This is a genomic window from Paraburkholderia bonniea, assembly GCF_009455625.1.
Classification (GTDB): domain Bacteria; phylum Pseudomonadota; class Gammaproteobacteria; order Burkholderiales; family Burkholderiaceae; genus Paraburkholderia; species Paraburkholderia bonniea.
This window is the reverse complement of the sequence record NZ_QPEQ01000001.1, coordinates 1-17,833: the sequence shown is the minus strand read 5'-3', so window position 1 is coordinate 17,833 and position 17,833 is coordinate 1. Positions and strand designations below refer to the sequence as shown.

14 protein-coding genes are annotated in these 17,833 nt (G+C 58.2%); 7 read left to right on the top strand and 7 right to left on the bottom strand.

Annotation, left to right across the window (positions count from 1 at the left end; all coding sequences use genetic code 11):
- Nucleotides 1-216: 216 nt before the first annotated feature.
- On the bottom strand, nucleotides 217-1,122 hold the full coding sequence (locus GH656_RS00065; protein ID WP_153074019.1) for an alpha/beta fold hydrolase: 906 nt from the start codon (nucleotides 1,120-1,122) through the stop codon (nucleotides 217-219).
- 284 nt (nucleotides 1,123-1,406) lie between these two features.
- On the opposite strand from GH656_RS00065, the gene GH656_RS00060 reads away from it, so the two are divergent.
- From GH656_RS00060 to GH656_RS00045, 4 genes are all read left to right on the top strand, one after another.
- Nucleotides 1,407-2,366, top strand: a complete 960-nt coding sequence (locus tag GH656_RS00060; RefSeq protein WP_153074018.1) for an NAD(P)H-dependent flavin oxidoreductase — start codon at nucleotides 1,407-1,409, stop codon at nucleotides 2,364-2,366.
- Nucleotides 2,367-2,904: 538 nt separating this feature from the next.
- Nucleotides 2,905-3,405, top strand: coding sequence for a (2Fe-2S)-binding protein (locus GH656_RS00055; RefSeq protein WP_153074017.1), 501 nt, complete (start codon nucleotides 2,905-2,907; stop codon nucleotides 3,403-3,405).
- A complete protein-coding gene (locus tag GH656_RS00050; RefSeq protein WP_153074016.1) occupies nucleotides 3,402-5,663 on the top strand; it encodes a xanthine dehydrogenase family protein molybdopterin-binding subunit in 2,262 nt (753 codons plus the stop codon). Before GH656_RS00055 ends, GH656_RS00050 begins: the two co-directional genes overlap by 4 nt.
- 56 nt (nucleotides 5,664-5,719) lie before the next feature.
- Entirely contained in the window at nucleotides 5,720-7,027 is a 1,308-nt protein-coding gene (locus tag GH656_RS00045; RefSeq protein ID WP_153074015.1) for a cytochrome c, read from the top strand.
- A gap of 112 nt (nucleotides 7,028-7,139) precedes the next feature.
- Here GH656_RS00045 and GH656_RS00040 read toward each other — a convergent pair whose 3' ends face one another.
- Nucleotides 7,140-8,219 (bottom strand): porin, encoded by a 1,080-nt coding sequence (locus GH656_RS00040; protein ID WP_153074014.1) that lies wholly within the window; start codon nucleotides 8,217-8,219, stop codon nucleotides 7,140-7,142.
- A 76-nt stretch (nucleotides 8,220-8,295) separates the two neighbouring features.
- Here GH656_RS00040 and GH656_RS00035 point away from each other — a divergent pair, with 76 nt between their 5' ends.
- Complete coding sequence (locus GH656_RS00035) at nucleotides 8,296-8,544, top strand: hypothetical protein (protein WP_153074013.1); 249 nt, start codon at nucleotides 8,296-8,298, stop codon at nucleotides 8,542-8,544.
- Between the two features lie 16 nt (nucleotides 8,545-8,560).
- On the opposite strand, the gene GH656_RS00030 is transcribed toward GH656_RS00035, so the two are convergent.
- Nucleotides 8,561-8,911 (bottom strand): hypothetical protein, encoded by a 351-nt coding sequence (locus GH656_RS00030; RefSeq protein ID WP_153074012.1) that lies wholly within the window; start codon nucleotides 8,909-8,911, stop codon nucleotides 8,561-8,563.
- 725 nt (nucleotides 8,912-9,636) lie between these two features.
- Nucleotides 9,637-9,930, bottom strand: coding sequence for a hypothetical protein (locus GH656_RS17945; protein WP_246184163.1), 294 nt, complete (start codon nucleotides 9,928-9,930; stop codon nucleotides 9,637-9,639).
- Nucleotides 9,931-9,983: 53 nt separating this feature from the next.
- Between GH656_RS17945 and GH656_RS00025 the strand changes: the two genes are divergently transcribed.
- Together GH656_RS00025 and GH656_RS00020 are read left to right on the top strand one after the other, a co-directional pair.
- Nucleotides 9,984-11,717, top strand: coding sequence for a S8 family serine peptidase (locus GH656_RS00025; protein WP_246184162.1), 1,734 nt, complete (start codon nucleotides 9,984-9,986; stop codon nucleotides 11,715-11,717).
- A gap of 25 nt (nucleotides 11,718-11,742) precedes the next feature.
- On the top strand, nucleotides 11,743-12,225 hold the full coding sequence (locus GH656_RS00020; RefSeq protein ID WP_153074011.1) for a hypothetical protein: 483 nt from the start codon (nucleotides 11,743-11,745) through the stop codon (nucleotides 12,223-12,225).
- Nucleotides 12,226-12,345: 120 nt separating this feature from the next.
- Here GH656_RS00020 and gyrB read toward each other — a convergent pair whose 3' ends face one another.
- From gyrB to dnaA, 3 genes are all read right to left on the bottom strand, one after another.
- Complete coding sequence (gyrB, locus tag GH656_RS00015) at nucleotides 12,346-14,817, bottom strand: DNA topoisomerase (ATP-hydrolyzing) subunit B (protein ID WP_153074010.1); 2,472 nt, start codon at nucleotides 14,815-14,817, stop codon at nucleotides 12,346-12,348.
- Nucleotides 14,818-14,930: 113 nt separating this feature from the next.
- Nucleotides 14,931-16,034, bottom strand: a complete 1,104-nt coding sequence (dnaN, locus tag GH656_RS00010; protein ID WP_153074009.1) for a DNA polymerase III subunit beta — start codon at nucleotides 16,032-16,034, stop codon at nucleotides 14,931-14,933.
- A gap of 266 nt (nucleotides 16,035-16,300) precedes the next feature.
- The coding region (gene dnaA / locus GH656_RS00005) for a chromosomal replication initiator protein DnaA (RefSeq protein ID WP_153074008.1) at nucleotides 16,301-17,833 on the bottom strand (1,533 nt) is incomplete at its 5' end.

Genomic DNA, 17,833 nt, shown 5'->3' with positions numbered 1-17,833 from the left:
GTCTTTAAGCTTGATGTAAGCGATGAAGGTGACTAGGAATTGTCTTATGACATTCTTAGTTGAGAAGAAGTTGCTGAGTACAGTGCATTTTTCATTTGAATGTGTGCAACTGCACGGTTTGATTGCATCTTTAACGCATGGATTGGGCCCTCTCATGCACACAATGTGCCGCGTTGACGGCGGCCATGCGGCGTATTTTTTCTTCGGTCCGCTTTTTTAGCAGATTGCGGGCAGGTTATCGCCGTCTGTCTCGAAAAACAACAGCATTTCAGCCAGAAGTTCGTTTACTGCTTGTTCTGGGGGGATGTGTGGGTCTGGCAGCGCTCGTCCGCTGACATCGCGTCCAACCCGGCGCCATTCATCCAGTGGTGCAAAGCAGCGCTCAAGCGTGCCATCGCGGTGCCAAAGAATGCGTTGCGGGCAGGCGATCTTGCGTCCGCGTTCCAGGTCATCTCGTTCGTGTCGGAGATCAAGCGTCGCTGAGGCGCGGAAGTCCTCGCACATCGCATGTACGGCGCTGTCATGGTGCAGTGTTTGCTGCCAGGCAGCGAGTGCTTCCGGAGTGGCTGACAAGAGTCCGGCTTGCTGGTGTCTGACGCCGGCGAAATAAGCCTCGGGGTCGGCGCTAATCAAGCGTTCTGGAACCGGTGCGGCTTGAAGCAGAAAAAACCACTGGAAATAAGCCGTGGCGATGGTTTGGTTGACTCCCCCGTACAGTGCCAGTGCGGGGACGGCATCAAGCAGCATCAAACGTTCTATCGCATCGGGGTAATCCAGCGCCATGCGCTGGGCGACGTGCGTGCCCCGGCCATGGGCGCAGAGCAAAAAACGCTCGAAACCCAGTTGGCGCATCAACTCGATCTGGTCGGCGGCCATCGCGCGTTTGGCGTAAGCCGCGTGCTCAACGTCGCTACGCGGTTTGGCCGATGCGCCATAGCCGCGCAAATCGGTAGCGATCACGGTGAAGTGCCGGGCCAGTTCGGTGGCGTGTTGAGCCCAGATCTGGTGGCTTTGCAGCGCACCATGCAGTAGCAGCAAGGCGGGCCCGGTGCCGCCCTTGACGCCGAAAATCTCGACGCCGTTGGCGGCGATGCTGAACGGTGTAAAGCTCTCGAATGACATTCCTGCCTCGCTTTGACCCGTGCTGGAGTGCGCATTGTAGGAGCGCGGCGGACGAATCGCTGGCGTGGGCGTAGAACCTGAACACTCCCTCCAATGACGCAGCATTAGCTGGCCCAGGCTGCACGCCTATAATCGAACGATCGTTCGCAAACGAGCGCCTCTGCGTTGCACCGCTTCATGCCGCTACCTGTCATCTGGCCGAACGCTATCTCGCTACACTCATTCCACTCATCCCCGCTGGGCGTCGTTCATACGCCAGCCCATTTATTCAGGAGACTTGCGCCATGGCCCTGCCTGCCGTTCTGCAGAATCTTGCGCTTCCCGTTGTGGCTTCCCCGATGTTCATCGTCAGTTATCCCGATTTGGTGCTGGCGCAATGCAAGGCGGGCATCGTGGGTTCGTTTCCTGCGCTTAATGCGCGCCCGCCTGAACTACTCGATCTCTGGCTTACCCAGATTCAGTCCGCGCTGGCCGAGCACAAGGCCGCGCATCCCGATGCCGTGATTGGTCCCGTTGCCGTGAACCAGATCGTTCATCAGTCGAATGAGCGGCTTGAGCATGATGTGCGTGTGTGCGTTGAGCATCGCGTGCCGATTTTCATCACCAGCTTGCGGGCACCGGCGAAAGAGATTGTCGATGCGGTGCATAGCTATGGCGGCATCGTGCTGCACGATGTCATCAATTTGCGTCATGCGCAAAAGGCGCTTGAGGCAGGTGTGGATGGGCTGATTCTGGTGGCGGCGGGGGCGGGGGGACATGCGGGTTCGACCTCGCCTTTTGCACTGGTAGGCGAAGTGCGCCGTATCTTTGATGGCCCACTGGTGCTTTCGGGGGCCATTGCCAATGGCGGCTCGATTCTCGCGGCTCAGGCAATGGGGGCGGACCTGGCGTATATGGGCACGCGTTTCATTGCGACCAAAGAAGCCCATGCAGTGGAAAGCTACAAGCAGGCCATCGTGCAGGCCAATGCGGCCGACATTATTTATACGAATCTGTTTACCGGGGTGCATGGCAATTACATCCGCGAGAGCATCGTCAACGCGGGGCTAGACCCCGATGCGCTGCCTGAGTCCGACAAGACCCGGATGAATTTTGCGGGCGACAAAGCTAAGGCCTGGAAAGATATCTGGGGTGCGGGCCAAGGGGTCGGCCTGATGGATGACGTGCCAAGCGTCGCCGAACTGGTCGCACGCCTGACACGCGAATATGACGCCGCGAAAGCGCGTCTGGGAATTCGTCACTGATGGCGGTTTGCTGCTGATGCGCAGCGGGTGACGGAGAGTGGCCCGTCACCGCATCAATGGGTGGGGCGTGCAAAAGTAAAAGTAAAAATAAAAGCACATGCTCAACCCGGTTCGCTGTTGTTTGGTTCACGATTGCCGCTGGCAAGACTCTTCCATTTCAAATTACACGTCTAGCCAGCTGTGCTCAGCGCGGCCTGACTCGCTAGCTGCACCGGCAGCCCATCACACCAATCGCAGCACCAATCGCAGCACCATCCCTCAGGAAAAATTCTCCAACCCGATAAATCATTGGGTTAGCGAAGCAATTTTTCCGCCTCTATTTTCAGGATGTTCGTTTGACGCCGGTGGATAGAATCCCTGCCGTCGAAGCTGCCGAGCGGGCCGTAGATGGGTCTGCCGAGGGCTGCGCTGCCGACATTCTGTCCCGCTAAACGAACCAGCCTGCGTTGCATGGCCGTGGCGGCTGGAAGCGATACAACACAACTGATACCAATCCTTGCCGTCCCGCCGTCACACGCCGAGCAAGGGGGAACCCTACATGAATACGACTCTCACGCTGACCGTCAATGGTCAGACTCGACACGTCGACGTCGCGCCCGATACCGCGCTGCTCTATGTGTTGCGCAATGACCTGGCGCTCAACGGCCCCAAGTTTGGCTGTGGTCTGGGCGAATGCGGTGCTTGCACCGTGATCGTCGATGGCGTGGCGACGCGTTCGTGCGTCATGCCGGTGTCTGCGGCTGCTGGCCATGCCGTTACGACGCTCGAAGGCCTGGGTGACGCGGCGCAACCGCATCCGGTGCAGCAAGCTTTTATCGACGAACAGGCGGCGCAGTGCGGCTACTGCATCAACGGCATGGTGATGACCGCGAAGGCATTGCTCGATCGCAATCCCAATCCGACTGAAGCTGAGATTCGTCAGGAGCTGGCTTATAACCTGTGCCGCTGCGGCACACACGTCGAAATTCTCAACGCGGTGCGCCGTGCCGTGGTCTTGCTGCGCGACGCGCGCAGCACCCCGGGGAAGGTCAGCTCATGAGCGCGCTCTCGTTGTCCCGTCGCTCTTTTCTCAAGGCTGGCGGCATGCTGCTGGTTACGCTCAATCTGCCCGCACCGCTGGCGGCCGCACTGGCCAGCCAAAGCCCATCCGCCGCGCGCGATCTGCCGCTTGACCAGGTGGACACGTTCATTGCGATTGCCGCAGATGGCCGCGTGACGGCGTTCAATGGTCACGTTGATCTGGGTACAGGGGTGCGCACGGCGCTTGCGCAAATCGTGGCGGAAGAACTGGATGTGGCGTTCGATCAGGTCGAGATGATTCTGGGAGATACCAGCCGCACGCCGAACCAGGGGCCGACGATTGCGAGCGCAACGATTCAGGTGACCTCCGTGCCATTGCGCCAGGCAGCCGCGGAAGCCCGGCGCTTTTTGCTGGAACAGGCTGGCCAGCGTTTTGGCGTGAGCCCAGAGCAACTCAGCGTGAGCCATGGAGTGGTGTCGGCCCAGCATGGCACGCGCAAAACCGTCAGCTATGGCGAACTGGTCAAAGGTCAGCGTTTCAACCTGAACCTCGATGGCAAGACGCCGCTGAAACCGGTGAAGGATTACCGCATCGTCGGCCAGCCGGTGCCGCGCGTCGATATCCCCGCCAAGCTCACTGGCCAGCTCACGTATGTCCACGACATGCGGCTGCCTGGAATGCTGCATGGCCGCGTCGTGCGCCCGCCTTATACCGGCGTGGATAACACCGCGCCGATTGGCAAGAGCCTGATCTCGGTGGATTTACAGTCGGTGGCGGGGCTGCCTGGGCTGGTCAAAGTGGTGGTGCTGGGCGACTTCGTTGGCGTGGTCGCTGAGCGTGAGGAGCAGGCGATTCGCGCCGCGCGCCAACTGAAGGTGCACTGGCAGCCATGGAAAGGGTTGCCTGATCTGAGCCTGGATGGCCTCGAAAAAACCCTGAAAGCACATCCGAAAAATCCTCGCATGCTGCAGGACGACGCACAGATTGAAGCTGTGCTGGGCACCGTAGCGCAACCGCTGAACGCCACTTACGTCTGGCCGTATCACCTGCATGCATCGATTGGCCCGTCATGCGGCTTGGCTGATGTAAAGGATGACGAAGTACACGTGTGGTCCGGCAGCCAAAATCCCCATGATCTGCGTGCCGATCTGGCGAAGCTGCTCAAGCGCAATGAAGCAGAAGTGCACATCGTGCGGATGGAAGCATCCGGATGCTATGGGCGTAATGGCGCTGACGATGTCTGTGCCGATGCCGTGCTGCTGTCCCGCGTGGTGGGCCGCCCGGTACGGGTGCAACTGATGCGTGAGCAGGAGCATGGCTGGGAGCCGAAAGGCACAGCACAGCTGATCGAAGTTCGTGGCGGACTGAATGCGAATCACGAAGTTGCGGCCTATGACTTTGGCACCTGTTATCCATCGAATGGCGCACCGACGCTAGCGTTGCTGCTGACCGGTACGGTGGATGCCAAACCTGAAATCGCGCCGATGGGCGACCGTACTGCGATTCCGCAGTACCACTATCCGCATATGCGCGTGGTCGCTAACGATGCCGCGCCAATCGTGCGGGCTTCGTGGATGCGTGGGGTCTCGGCGCTGCCCAACGTGTTTGCGCACGAGTCCTATATCGACGAACTGGCGCACCTGGCGGGGGCTGATCCGCTGGCGTTTCGCTTGCGCTATCTGGACGATGCCCGGGCGCTGGCGCTGATTCACGCGGTGACCCAGCGTGCGGGCTGGACGCCACGCCCGTCACCGAACCCGCAAGCACGTCAGGGCGGCGTGCTGAAAGGGCGCGGCATGGCTTATGCACGTTACTTCCATAGCAAGTTTCCAGGCTTTGGCGCGGCGTGGGCTGCCTGGGTGGCCGACGTCGAAGTGAATCCAGAGACTGGCGCGGTGAAGGTGACGCGGGTCGTGGTGGGTCACGATTGCGGCCGCATGATTAACCCCGACGGCGTGCGTCATCAAGTGCACGGCAATGTGATCCAGTCGCTGAGCCGGGTGCTGCATGAATTTGCGACGTTCAACGATCACTCCGTGACGAGTCTTGAATGGGGCGGTTATCCCATCTTGGGTTTCCCTGATTTGCCGGAGATTGACGTCGTGATGCTCGATCGTCCCGACGAGCCACCAATGGGTGCAGGCGAATCCGCCTCCGTGCCGAGCGCAGCAGCCATTGCCAATGCGATTTTCGATGCCACAGGCGTGCGTCTGCGGCAAGTGCCTTTCACGCCTGAGCGCGTCAAGGCTGCCTTGCAACAGCACAACCCTGCCTGAATCTGGCGCGCGCTTCTGTCACGGAAGCACGCGCCCGCAGCACTTTCTTTTTAATCATGAAAACCAAAAACAAAGTTCTCTGGAGCATCGTTTGCCTTGCTTTGCTGATCGCCTGTGGCATCGCCCTGGTTTGGCAGCCACGCATTGCGCCGATCACGCCGCCGGCCGCCGTGCGTTTCGATTCCGCACAAATTGCGCTGGGTCAGCGCCTGGCAGCGCTGGGCGATTGCGCGGTGTGCCATACCCGCGATGGCGGGGCGCGTAATGCGGGGGGGCGTCCGCTTGCCACGCCATTCGGCACGATCTACAGCACCAATCTCACGCCCGATCCGCAACACGGAATCGGCAGTTGGTCATATGAAGCGTTTGAACGGGCGATGCGCCACGGCATCGACCGCGAAGGCCGGCATCTTTACCCCGCGTTTCCGTACACCGCGTTTACGCACACCAGCGATGACGATCTGAAGGCGCTCTACGCGTATCTGATGAGCCAGAAGCCGGTGAATGAGCCCACGCCCGCTACGCAGTTGCCATTCCCGTTTAACCAGCGTTACTTGATGGCGGGCTGGAATCTGTTGTTTCACAAGAGCGGGCCGCTCAAGAATGACCCCAGCAAGAGCATCGAGTGGAATCGCGGCGCTTATCTGGCGGAAGGTCTCGGACACTGCAGCGCATGTCATACGCCGCGTAATTTTCTGGGCGCGGAGCGCGGCGGTGCGGCGCATTTTGGTGGCGGCGTGGCTGACGGTTGGGATGTGCCCGCGCTGAACGCGGCTTCGCCTGCGCCGATTCCATGGACCCAGGCTGATCTCAGCAGCTACCTGCGGCAAGGCTTCACGCCTTTGCACGGCATTGCAGGCGGGCCGATGGCACCCGTGATCGACGGTGTGTCCGGCTTGCCAGAAGATGATCTGGATGCCCTGGCGACTTATCTGGCCTCGTTCGGCAAAAAGCCGCCAGACGCTGAAGCACAGGTCAAACGTGCGGCCGAGCTGCGGGCGCAAACCTACGGCCGCATGCAACCGGTGACGGGAGAAGGTGCCCGTATTTTCTCGAGCGCCTGCATGGCGTGCCACCACGATGGCAGCGGACCGCACCTGTTTGGCGTGCGACCTTCACTGGCGTTCAATACGAACCTCCATGCCGAGCGTCCCGATAACCTGATTCGCACGATCCTCGATGGCGTTACCCATCCGGCGAAAAGCGACCTGGGTTATATGCCTGGTTTTCGTCATAGCTTGAACGATGACCAGATCAGCGCGCTGGTGGGCTATCTGCGTGAGCATTTCGCGCAGCAACCTGCGTGGCGCGATGTGCGCGGCACAACGGCGGCGTTACGCGCAGAGACTGCCGGGAAAAACTGATTAGCTGCAGGGTGCGCTGACATGGCACTGATTGCCGCGCGTGGCTCTTTCCGGGCCACGCGCGGCAATTTTTTGCACGGCATGATTGGGCGCAGCAAGTGCGCGCTGGGGTTCAGAAGCGGGAGCGGATGCCGGCGCCGAAGGTGTTGCCGTTCGATTGACCGCTGAGATGGTCGTTCAGATAACCCGCGTAGATATCGGTGCGCGGCGATAGCGAATAGTCGTAGCTGATAGCCCAGGTTTGACGGGTCTGGTCGAGCCCGCCGCCATCACGCGACCAGGCGTAGGACGCCAGCACTTTGCCTGGCCCGGCAGGGATGGCGACCCCGCCCTGGGCAGTGTTGACATGCCAGCTACCTTGCTCTGCCTGATCGTTTTTTGTGTACATGTACTGGCCGTACAGCTTCACGAAGGCCAGATCGTAGGTCATACCGAGTTGCGCGATGCTCTGGCTTTTCAGGCCGGTGACGAGCCCTGTCAGGTCGCCGGGCGTGCTGTTGAAATTCAGGTACTGAAACACCCCGGTAGCCGCGAATGCCCCTCGGGCGTAATTCAATTGCGCGCTCCATTTTTTCGCACTGTTTTGTCCGGCTGAGTTGCCCATTGCGTACATCGCATTGAGGTTCAAGCCATTGAAACCGGGCGAGGAGTATTGCACCGCGTTGCTCCAGCCAGAATCACCCACCGAGCCCTGATCCGTGATGTAGGGCTGAAAAGTGCCGAGCCCAAGATACGTGTGATAGACCATCGGCGAAAAGGTATAAGAGTCGCCGAACGGATTGAAGAGAATGGTTGAGAGAAAGAGCTCGGTGGTCAGACGGCCAGCGATCAGGCGGCCATAGGGCGAATCAATCCCGACGTAAGCGTTGCGGGCAAAAAAGGTATCGCCAGTGAAGCGCCCGTACTGGCCGCTTTCTGCACGGAAAAAACTCTCCAGCGCGAATACCGCTTTATAGCTTCCGCCCAGATCTTCCGTGCCCTTCAGGCCCCAGAACGAAGTGGACATGCCACCGCCAGATACTTGCCATGCGCGCTCGCTGCCAGGCAGTTTTTCCGCGCCAGCCCATTCGTCCACCAGGCCATAAAGCTGGACGCTCGATTGCGCGAATCCTGGCGAGACGCCTGCCAGCAGGCTAGCGACAGCGCAGACCTTGAGAGCGGCCTGGAGCGCGCCGCAGCATGGGACTTTCATACAGTCTCCTGTTCTGTTTTTTGACACAGTGTGTGCGTCGTGTGCGTCGTTGTGACGCCGTAATTGGGGGGACACCTTGGTGGCTGCTTTGGCTTGCGTGAGTGCGAGCACGGTCATCGTTATTGCCATCGCCATTGCCACAGGGGGCAATCTTTACGGACCATTTTTCCGGGAAAAAATAGTGCAGCTTATGACCGGTATAACGATGGGCGGCGATTTGCTGGGGGGATTGATGCTAGAGGCGCTGGAATGGCAGAGGGGTTTCGCGCACGTGCTTCAGGCCGGGAACGGCCATGGCTGGCTAATGCTGGCTAATGCTGGCTAATGCGGGCTAATGCGGGCTAATGCTGACGATAAGGAGGCGGGGCGGGAGGGCGATCACGCGTATGCGGCACAGCCTCGGTAGCCGATTGCGGGTTGTTTCCCCGGCCGCGTTCGTTGTTGTAGCGCGTCACGTCATGACGGATGGTGTTGGTGCGGACTCGTGGCAGCTCGTTAGTGGGGTGTTCGTGGGCTGGAGTGCGTTCTGCGATGACGGGTCTAAAGCCAGTGATAACCGTGCGCGAAGGGTTGTTCCAGAGCCCGCTGTCAGCGCGGGGCGGCCGTGGCCACTGGCCATGGGCGAGTGGCAGCAGTGCTGCGATGAGCGCGCTCGCCAGCCAGAACTTCATTCTCAGCGATGCTTGATTCACGAAGGCTCGCCTGCGTGGTTGAGGTGTCTGTGATCCGGCCCGGTCTGCTGCTTCTCGCGGCTGGGCCGTGAGATCTAATCTATGAGGCTGCTCTGCCGCTGTCGAGGCAAAAGATGTTAGGCCGCTGCGGCGGTTGTAACGCGATGTGAATGCGGTAGCAGCACATTAATATCAAAAATAATTAAAAGATAATGCCGTATTGAAATATTGGGTCGCCGAATAAATATCAAGATATGTTGAAAATAACGATTTATTAAAAGATAGACGAATATCAAAATTAATTGAGGAAAATTTGATAATTTTCACGGATATGGCTATGGAATCGTGATAATGTTTCGCGGTTAAATTTCAATCGGTTTTTATCTCATTATATTGTTGGACTGGATTTGTTTTTCTCCCGCTGATTGCCGGTTATTTCCGTTTTAGCGCTTTGCTGGCAAGAGCTGATGCCGCATTCATGATTCGTTGATGAGGCTGAAAGCCCGATCGAAAACTATTGGCGAACTAGTTAAATCAGCGGCCTTTCTCGATAAAGCGCGATGTTCTCCGCAATACGGCCAGTGTTTCTGCCGGGCTCTGTGCCTGGATAGGCTGAGCCTCAGCCATCGTTGAAAATTAATGAGCTTCAATATCGCGCCCCTGATTTTTCGGGTTTCTTGGCGCGACCGTTTTTTTAGGATGTTGTATGCGTAAAGTTTCTAGAATTTTTGGGGTGATGGCACTGGTCATTCTGGCCGGCTGCGGCGGCGGTGGTGGCGATAGCAGTGACGCTGCGCCACAACCCAACCCTGCTCCGAAGCCCGTTCCGCCGAAGCCGGTGCCACCGAAGCCTGTTCCGCCGAAACCGGTGCCACCGGATCCCGTTCCACCGAAGCCGGTGCCACCCGATCCCGTTCCACCGAAGCCGGTTCCACCTGATCCTGTTCCGCCGAAGCCGGTGCCACCGGATCCCGTTCCACCGAAGCCGGTTCCGCCTGATCCTGTCCCACCGGATCCAGTTCCACCCGATCCTGTCCCACCGGATCCGGTTCCTCCACCCGTTCCAGTTGCTTGTGCTGAAACAGGGGTGGATGTGGCCTATGCCTGTAAAACGGGCAGTACCGAGCCGCTCTATACCTATCAATGGGCACTCAAACTGATCGAGAGTTTTTTTAGTGCGTTTTCCACGGCTAAGGGTGGCAGTGACTTGAATGTCGAGCCTGCGCACCTGGCCGGGATCAAAGGTCAAAACGTGCGCGCACTGGTGCTGGACTCCGGTATCGACGTTAATCACGAAGATCTGGCGGCCAATGTGGATGCCGCGATGACCTACCTTATTGCTCCCGATGACATTGCCCATGGCACGGGCGTAGCGGGCATCATCGGCGCGGCACAAAACGGTAAAGGAGTCATGGGGATTGCACCGAGAGTGATTCTGGGGGGCACCAACTTTTTTACGTACAGTTCCCCCACCACGACGGAAGCCTATGGCGGCGCGCCCTGGTCCAGCTCCGCCGACTTGATCAATGCCTCTTATGGCGTTAATCCCTACAGCCCGCCTAGTTTCGAAACCGATTCGGCTTCAGCCGAACAAACCGCTATCCGTGCGTTCCCCAATCTGCGTGGCGGCAAGGGTCTGGTGTATCTCAAGGCTGCAGGCAACGAATTTAATAGCGAGGCCTCGACGCGCCGCGATTGTCCGGCCGGCGTCCAGGGGGCATTGAGTTGCGAAAATCCGGCTCACGACACCGAGACGCTGGAATCGAACGTGATCAGTGTGGCCGCAGCCAACGCGAATGGCATGAAATCCAGCTATTCCAGTGTTGGCTCGGTGAACTGGATTACTGGCCTGGGCGGGGAATTCGCCAACGGTGGAAGCCATGGCCAGAGTGGCACAGGTCCCACGATTTTCAGCACCGACCTGGTGGGCTGCAGCCGTGGCTCTAGCGAAAATACGAGTTCGCTCAGCGCATCGTTCATTGATTTCCGCCGAGGCGTGACCGTCCGTGATGGCAAGAAAGAAAATGCCAATTGTGACTACAGCATGCTGAATGGCACTTCTGCGGCCACGCCCACGATCAGCGGCGTGGTGTCCCTGATGCTGTCAGCCAACCCGAAACTCACGTGGCGCGATGTGCGTGAGATTTTGCGTGCCACGGCCAGAAAGATTGACCCCACCTACGGTGAGCGGAGCAACCGCAATATGCTGCTAGATCTGACTAGCGGCACTTTCACCAGCACCAAAGTAGGCGGCAGTGCTGATTTGATGGATGGCACCACCACTGCTCGCGTGGAATATGGCTGGCAGACCAATGGTGCTGGATACGCTTATTCCAACGCCTACGGCTTTGGCTTGGCCGATGCAGCAGCAGCTGTGACCATGGCCAAAAACTACACTAGCTACCGCAGTGCAGCTTTGAATATTCCCGCTTTCAGCAATGCATTTCCTCCTGTTACCTCGTTGAATTACGGCCGGGTCACCCGTCTTGGCACGATCAACGTTAGTGGTGCAGGCCAGGTGGATGCACTGCAGTTGCGCCTGTCGGGCCCGCTGTGTGTGGGCAGCGTAGGTGTATTCGTTAAATCCCCCGCCGGTACGGTGTCGGCACTCTCGGTGCCCTACAACATCTATTACAAAACTGGCGACAGGCTGGCCAAACAATATGGTTTATCCAGCTACGCCTTTTTTGGCGAAGCTAAGGCAGGCACTTGGGAAGTGTTCCTCGTCAGTGGCACTCCGATCGCCAGCGCTGCTGGCGCTTGCCTCGCCACTCCATCTGCGGCTAGTCCACTGACTGTGGAATACCGTATCCTGGGCCGCGTTTAAACATGCAAACATTTAGGAAACCGTTATGACCTGCATCCGTTTTGTCGCCACGCTCTGCCTGACGCTTGGCCTGACACCGGTGTTCGCCGCTACCCCTCTTGATCTAGGCACGCAACTCAGCGCCTCAGAACGCAAAGCTTTCGTTAGCGGTGCTCCGGTGCAACTGGGCCAGGAAAGTTTTCAGATCGTTTCCCCAGCGATTGCTGCGAAAAGCGCGAGTGGATATGGCAGCAATGAAACCTGGGTGGTGAATGACCGGGGTGTGGTGGGACGTAATGCGAACGAAGTTCTGGTCGGACAAATCGACCCGAACTTGGTAAAGACGGTAGCTGATTCAGGAGCGCTGCCACGCGTTGCTGCCGCGACCTACAACCCCACCACTCGTATCAGCAGCCTGCGCTTTGGCAGTTTTGCCGACGCGGTTAAGGCCCGCGCGGTGCTTGCCAGCCGTTTGAGCGGTGCAAGTGTCACGGTGCCGGTGCAGTACGACCGGCCTAAAATGAGGTAGGTTTTTTCTTGTTTTGAATCCGGCCGTTGGGCCGGATTTTTTTTGAGCGTTTTTGTCGGGTGGGCGGGGTGTTGGGGTGTTTTTTTGATGATGCTGGCACCCTACACCAACCCTTAACCCTCAAACATCAATATTCCCAGCTCGCAACGCATTCGATTCAATAAATGCCCGGCGTGGTTCAACATCATCACCCATCAGCGTCGTGAAAATGCCATCAGCTGCAATCGCATCTTCGATCTGCACGCGCAGCAAACGCCGGACGTTCGGGTCCATGGTGGTTTCCCAGAGCTGGGCCGGGTTCATTTCACCGAGGCCTTTATAGCGTTGCTTGGACACGTTGCGCTCAGCATCCGCAAGCAGCCATTTCATCGCACTCTTGAAGTCGCCCACCGCCATGCTGCGCTCGCCGCGTTTGATAAGCGCACCCTCGCCAATGAGGCCCTTGAACGTATTCGCGGTGTTAATCAGTTGCTGATAATCCGCGGATAACTGAAAGTCTTCGTCGATCACCGAGACCTTCACGTTGCCATGGTGATATCGCTCCACACGCAATGAGCGTGCTTCGCGCACGGGGTCGTAGGTTGGATAAACGCTGACTTCCGGTTTCAGCGGATTGCTACGCAACTTTGCCTGCAGTGCTTCAGCGGAAGCCTGCGCTGAGGCTTCACTTGAAATATCCAGCGTCACGCCATCCATGATGGCTTCCAGCGCGCTTGAGTCATACAGGCGGCTGAGACGTTCCACCACGGCTTGTGCGAGCAGATACGAGCGCGCTAGTTCTCCGAGGGCATCGCCTGCAATAGGCGTGGCGTTTTCAGTGGCAATCAATTCGGAGCCTTGCAGCGCCAGTCGCAACATGTGGGCGTTCAGCTCGCTGCCATCTTTCAGATAACGCTCATCCTTGCCCGCTTTGACCTTATAAAGCGGCGGCTGGGCGATGTAGACATAGCCACGCTCAATCATGTCGGGCATCTGGCGGTAGAAGAACGTCAGCAGCAGCGTGCGGATGTGTGCGCCGTCGACGTCAGCGTCGGTCATGATGATGATGCGGTGATAACGCAGCTTGTCGAGGTTGTAGTCGTCTTTGCCGATGCCGCAGCCCAGTGCGGTAATCAGCGTGACGATCTGTTCCGATGACAGCAGCTTGTCGTAGCGCGCTTTTTCGACGTTCAGCACCTTGCCGCGTAGCGGCAAAATGGCCTGAAATTTACGGTCGCGTCCTTGCTTGGCTGAGCCGCCTGCCGAGTCGCCCTCGACGATATAAATTTCGGACTTGGCCGGATCTTTCTCCTGGCAGTCTGCGAGCTTGCCCGGCAACCCTACGCCGTCCAGCACGCCTTTGCGCCGGGTCATCTCACGTGCTCTGCGAGCTGCATCGCGCGCCCGCGCGGCGTCGACGATCTTGCCGCAGATGATCTTCGCGTCGTTTGGTGTTTCGAGCAGGAATTCTTCGAGCGCCTTGGCTACCACGTCTTCAACGGGGGCCCGGACTTCGGATGACACCAGCTTGTCTTTGGTCTGGGCACTGAATTTTGGCTCAGGCACTTTCACCGATAACACGCACGACAAGCCTTCGCGCATATCGTCGCCGGAGGTTTCGATCTTTGCTTTTTTGGCGATGTCGTGATCGGTGATGTACTTGTTCATCACGCGCGTCATCGCTGCACGCAAGCCGGTCAGGTGGCTGCCGCCGTCACGCTGGGGAATATTGTTGGTGAAGCACAGCACGTTCTCGTTGTAGCTGTCATTCCATTGCATGGCTACTTCCACGCCGATGCCGTCTTTCTCGCCAGTGACGTAGAAAATATTCGGGTGCAAAACACTTTTGTTCTTGTTGATGTATTCGACAAAGCCCTTCACGCCGCCAACAAAAGCGAAATCGTCTTCTTTGCCTGTGCGCTGGTCGGTCAGGCGGATTCGCACGCCATTATTCAAAAACGACAGTTCGCGGATGCGCTTGGCGAGGATGTCGTAGTGATATTCGACATTGCCAAAAATGGTGTCGTCGGCCATGAAGTGCACTTCGGTGCCGCGTTTCTCGGTGTCGCCTGTGACCGGGATCGGTGAGAGATTTTCACCGTCCACGGTTTCGATTACCCGGTTTTGCGGCACGCCACGGTGAAACTCCATGAAATGCTTTTTGCCGTCGCGGCGCACGGTGAGGCGCAGCCAGGCCGATAGCGCGTTCACGCATGACACGCCAACACCGTGCAGGCCGCCGGATACCTTGTAACTGTTCTGGTCGAACTTGCCGCCAGCGTGCAGTTCGGTCATCACGATTTCGGCGGCGCTGCGCTTTGGATCGTGCTTGTCGTCGCGCTTGATGCCGGTAGGAATGCCGCGGCCGTTGTCGGCGATGGAGATCGAGTTGTCGGCGTGAATGACGACCTGGATGTCGTTGCAATGGCCGGCCAGGGCTTCGTCAATTGAGTTGTCCAGCACCTCGAACACCAGGTGATGCAGGCCAGTGCCATCCGACGTATCGCCGATGTACATCCCGGGCCGTTTGCGCACCGCTTCCAGACCCTCAAGAATCTGGATGGACGAAGCGCCGTAGCTGTTGTCGGGTTGTGTGTGGTTCGTTTCAGTCATGGATTTTTTCCGGTTCTGCGTGACAACTTCAATACTGCTCGGGACTTTTCAAAACGCCATAAAAACGCCAAAGGGGCGCTGTGCCCCTTGGTGTGTTCGTGGTGTCGATGGCGTCAGATGCGCATTGGCATGACAACGTATTTGAATTCTTCGTTGTCGGGAATGGTAATGAGCGCGCTGGAACTGGCGTCGCCCAGGCTGACTTGCAGCATGTCGACTTTCAGGTTCGCCAGCACGTCGAGCAGATACGTGACGTTGAACCCGATATCGACGCTGTCGCCGTCATAGGCAACCTCCAGTTCTTCCTGGGCTTCTTCCTGATCCGCATTGGTCGACATGATTTTCAACTGGCCTGGCTCGACGATGCAGCGCACGCCCTTGAACTTGTCGGAGGTCAAAATCGCAGCACGCTGGAGTGAGCGCTGCAATTCGTCGCGGCCAATCAGGAACATGTTCTTGTGCGACTTCGGAATGACCCGCTGGAAATCCGGGAACTTGCCTTCGACCAGCTTCGACACCAGTTCGACCTGACCGAAGGTGAACTTGATTTGGGTGGCACCGACGTCGATGTTTAATGGATCGTCGATGTCTTCCAGCAGGCGTTGTAATTCAAGGATGGTTTTGCGCGGGATGATGACTTCCTGACGTGCAAACGCGCCTTCAATTTTCATCGACGAAAACGCGAGGCGGTGGCCGTCGGTGGCAACGGCCATCAACTGGTCGCCGTCTACGACGAGCAGCATGCCGTTCAGGTAATAGCGAATGTCTTGCTGGGCCATGGCGAAATGAACCATGCCGAGCAATTGGCGGAATGTGCGTTGCGGTACCGCGAGACTGGCTCCGAACTCGGTGGCCTGGGCGAGAGTCGGGAATTCGTCGGCGGCTAGCGTTTGCAGCGCGAAGCGGCTTTTACCGGATTGCACCGTCAAACGCTTGTCGGACAATGTCAGGGTGACCTGGCCATCGGGCATGGCACGCAGAATATCGAGCAGCTTGCGTGCAGCCACGGTGGTGGCGATGGTCTCGCCGCCCACGCCGAAATCAGCGCGGGTGGTGATTTGAAGTTCGAGATCGGTGGAGAGGAACGACACATCAGGGCCGTTCTTGGTAATCAGCAAATTGGCGAGGATCGGCAGCGTATGGCGGCGTTCGACAATGCCGCTGACGGTTTGCAGCGGCCTGAGGAGGTTATCGCGTTCGGTCTTGACCAGTTGCATAAAATTCCTTCGTTGATGTGACGGCCTGTGCGTCTTGCACGGCAGAAATAATGGCGCGTGGCCCAAGCCTCCCGCCAGCGCCACGCTATGCCGCGCCAGTCATGACGTGAAGCCCGCTTATGCAGCCTGCTTATGCGGCTTGCCCATATAGCCCGTTCACGCCCGCCAGACGGATAAACCGGTATTGTGCCTCAAAATAAAACCGCTTCCTCTGAAATGAGGGCGCGCGGCGAAATATACAGTCCGGCAGGTGGCGATGCGCCCGCTCAGCCTTTGAGGGTTTGCTCCAGCACGTGTAGCTCGTGGTTGAGCTGGGCATCCTTGCTGCGTTCGTCGGCGATCTTGCGTACCGCGTGCAGCACGGTGGTGTGATCGCGTCCGCCAAATAGCTCGCCGATTTCAGGCAGGCTTTTTTGCGTTAATTCTTTAGCCAGATACATCGCAATCTGACGCGGCCGGGCGATATTGGCTGGCCGTTTTTTGGAATACATGTCGGCAACTTTGATGCTGTAGAAGTCGGCGACGGTTTTCTGGATGTTTTCTACGGAAATCTGCCGGTTTTGCACGGTTAGCAGATCTTTCAGCGCTTCTTTGGTCAGCTCGATTGAGATCTCGCGGCCATGGAATTTTGAGTACGCCAGAATTTTGCGCAGCGCGCCTTCAAGCTCACGCACGTTTGAGCGCAAATGCTTGGCGACAAAAAACGCGACGTCTTCGGACAGGTTCACGCCTTCTGATTGCGCTTTGCGCATCAGGATGGCCACGCGCATTTCAAGTTCGGGCGGCTCGATGGCGACGGTCAGGCCGGAATCGAAGCGCGAAATCAGCCGGTCGTCGATGCCAGAGATTTCTTTGGGGTAGGTATCGCTGGTGATGATGACCTGGGCCTTGTTCGCCACCAGTGCTTCGAACGCATAGAAAAACTCTTCCTGCGTGCGGGATTTACCAGAGAAAAACTGGATATCGTCGATCAGCAGCAGGTCGAGCGAATGGTAGTACCGCTTGAAGTCGTCGAAGGCTTTGCGTTGATAGGCTTTCACGACGTCCGACACATATTGTTCAGCGTGGATATAGCGAATCCGGGCACCGGCCCGGTCTACCAGCAACTGGTTGCCAATGGCGTGGATCAGGTGGGTTTTGCCCAAGCCGACTCCGCCATACAGGAACAGCGGGTTGTAGGAGATGCCGGGGTTGTCGGCCACCTGGATAGCCGCTGCTCGTGCCAGCTGATTAGCTTTACCAGTGACGAAGTTGTCGAAGGTCAGTGCGGGATTCAGCTTGGAGCGCTCGTACATTGAGTCGTTCTCTCCGCTGCCGGTGCCTGAGCCGGGACGCCATGTGCGGCGCGCCGCTGCGGCTTCGTGGGCGTCGAGGCTGGGCAAGTCCAGATCGGCTGAATGGCTCTGCGCGCCGTCCTGAAAGCGTCCAGCTTGGGCTGACTGAACCGCGCCAAGCGCTGCATCAAGTGCGGCTTCGCCTGCGGCCTGGCGCGCTTGCGCCGGAGTAGGGGCCGGGCGTGCGGGAGCCGGAGTGCTGGGGCCGCGCGGCCCGGCTTTGGGATCAAGCACGAATTGAACCTCAACGGGTGCATGCCAGAAATCGCGCGCCATATCGGTAATGCGCCCGGCGAACTGACTTTTGACCCAGTCGAGCTTGAAGCGGTTAGGAGCGCCAATGCTGAGCGTATTTGCAGCGGCATCGAAGGCGAGCGGTGCCAGCGGCTTGATCCACGTTACGTACTGCTGGGGCGTAAGCTCGCGCTCCAGCAAGGCGGAACAGTGTTGCCAGAAATCGTTCAT

Bases quoted from the DNA above. Each gene is read 5' to 3' on its own strand.
- GH656_RS00065 (WP_153074019.1), bottom strand. From the start codon at position 1,122: ATGTCATTCGAGAGCTTTACACCGTTCAGCATCGCCGCCAACGGCGTC.
- GH656_RS00060 (WP_153074018.1), top strand. From the start codon at position 1,407: ATGGCCCTGCCTGCCGTTCTGCAGAATCTTGCGCTTCCCGTTGTGGCT.
- GH656_RS00055 (WP_153074017.1), top strand. From the start codon at position 2,905: ATGAATACGACTCTCACGCTGACCGTCAATGGTCAGACTCGACACGTC.
- GH656_RS00050 (WP_153074016.1), top strand. From the start codon at position 3,402: ATGAGCGCGCTCTCGTTGTCCCGTCGCTCTTTTCTCAAGGCTGGCGGC.
- GH656_RS00045 (WP_153074015.1), top strand. From the start codon at position 5,720: ATGAAAACCAAAAACAAAGTTCTCTGGAGCATCGTTTGCCTTGCTTTG.
- GH656_RS00040 (WP_153074014.1), bottom strand. From the start codon at position 8,219: ATGAAAGTCCCATGCTGCGGCGCGCTCCAGGCCGCTCTCAAGGTCTGC.
- GH656_RS00020 (WP_153074011.1), top strand. From the start codon at position 11,743: ATGACCTGCATCCGTTTTGTCGCCACGCTCTGCCTGACGCTTGGCCTG.
- gyrB (WP_153074010.1), bottom strand. From the start codon at position 14,817: ATGACTGAAACGAACCACACACAACCCGACAACAGCTACGGCGCTTCG.
- dnaN (WP_153074009.1), bottom strand. From the start codon at position 16,034: ATGCAACTGGTCAAGACCGAACGCGATAACCTCCTCAGGCCGCTGCAA.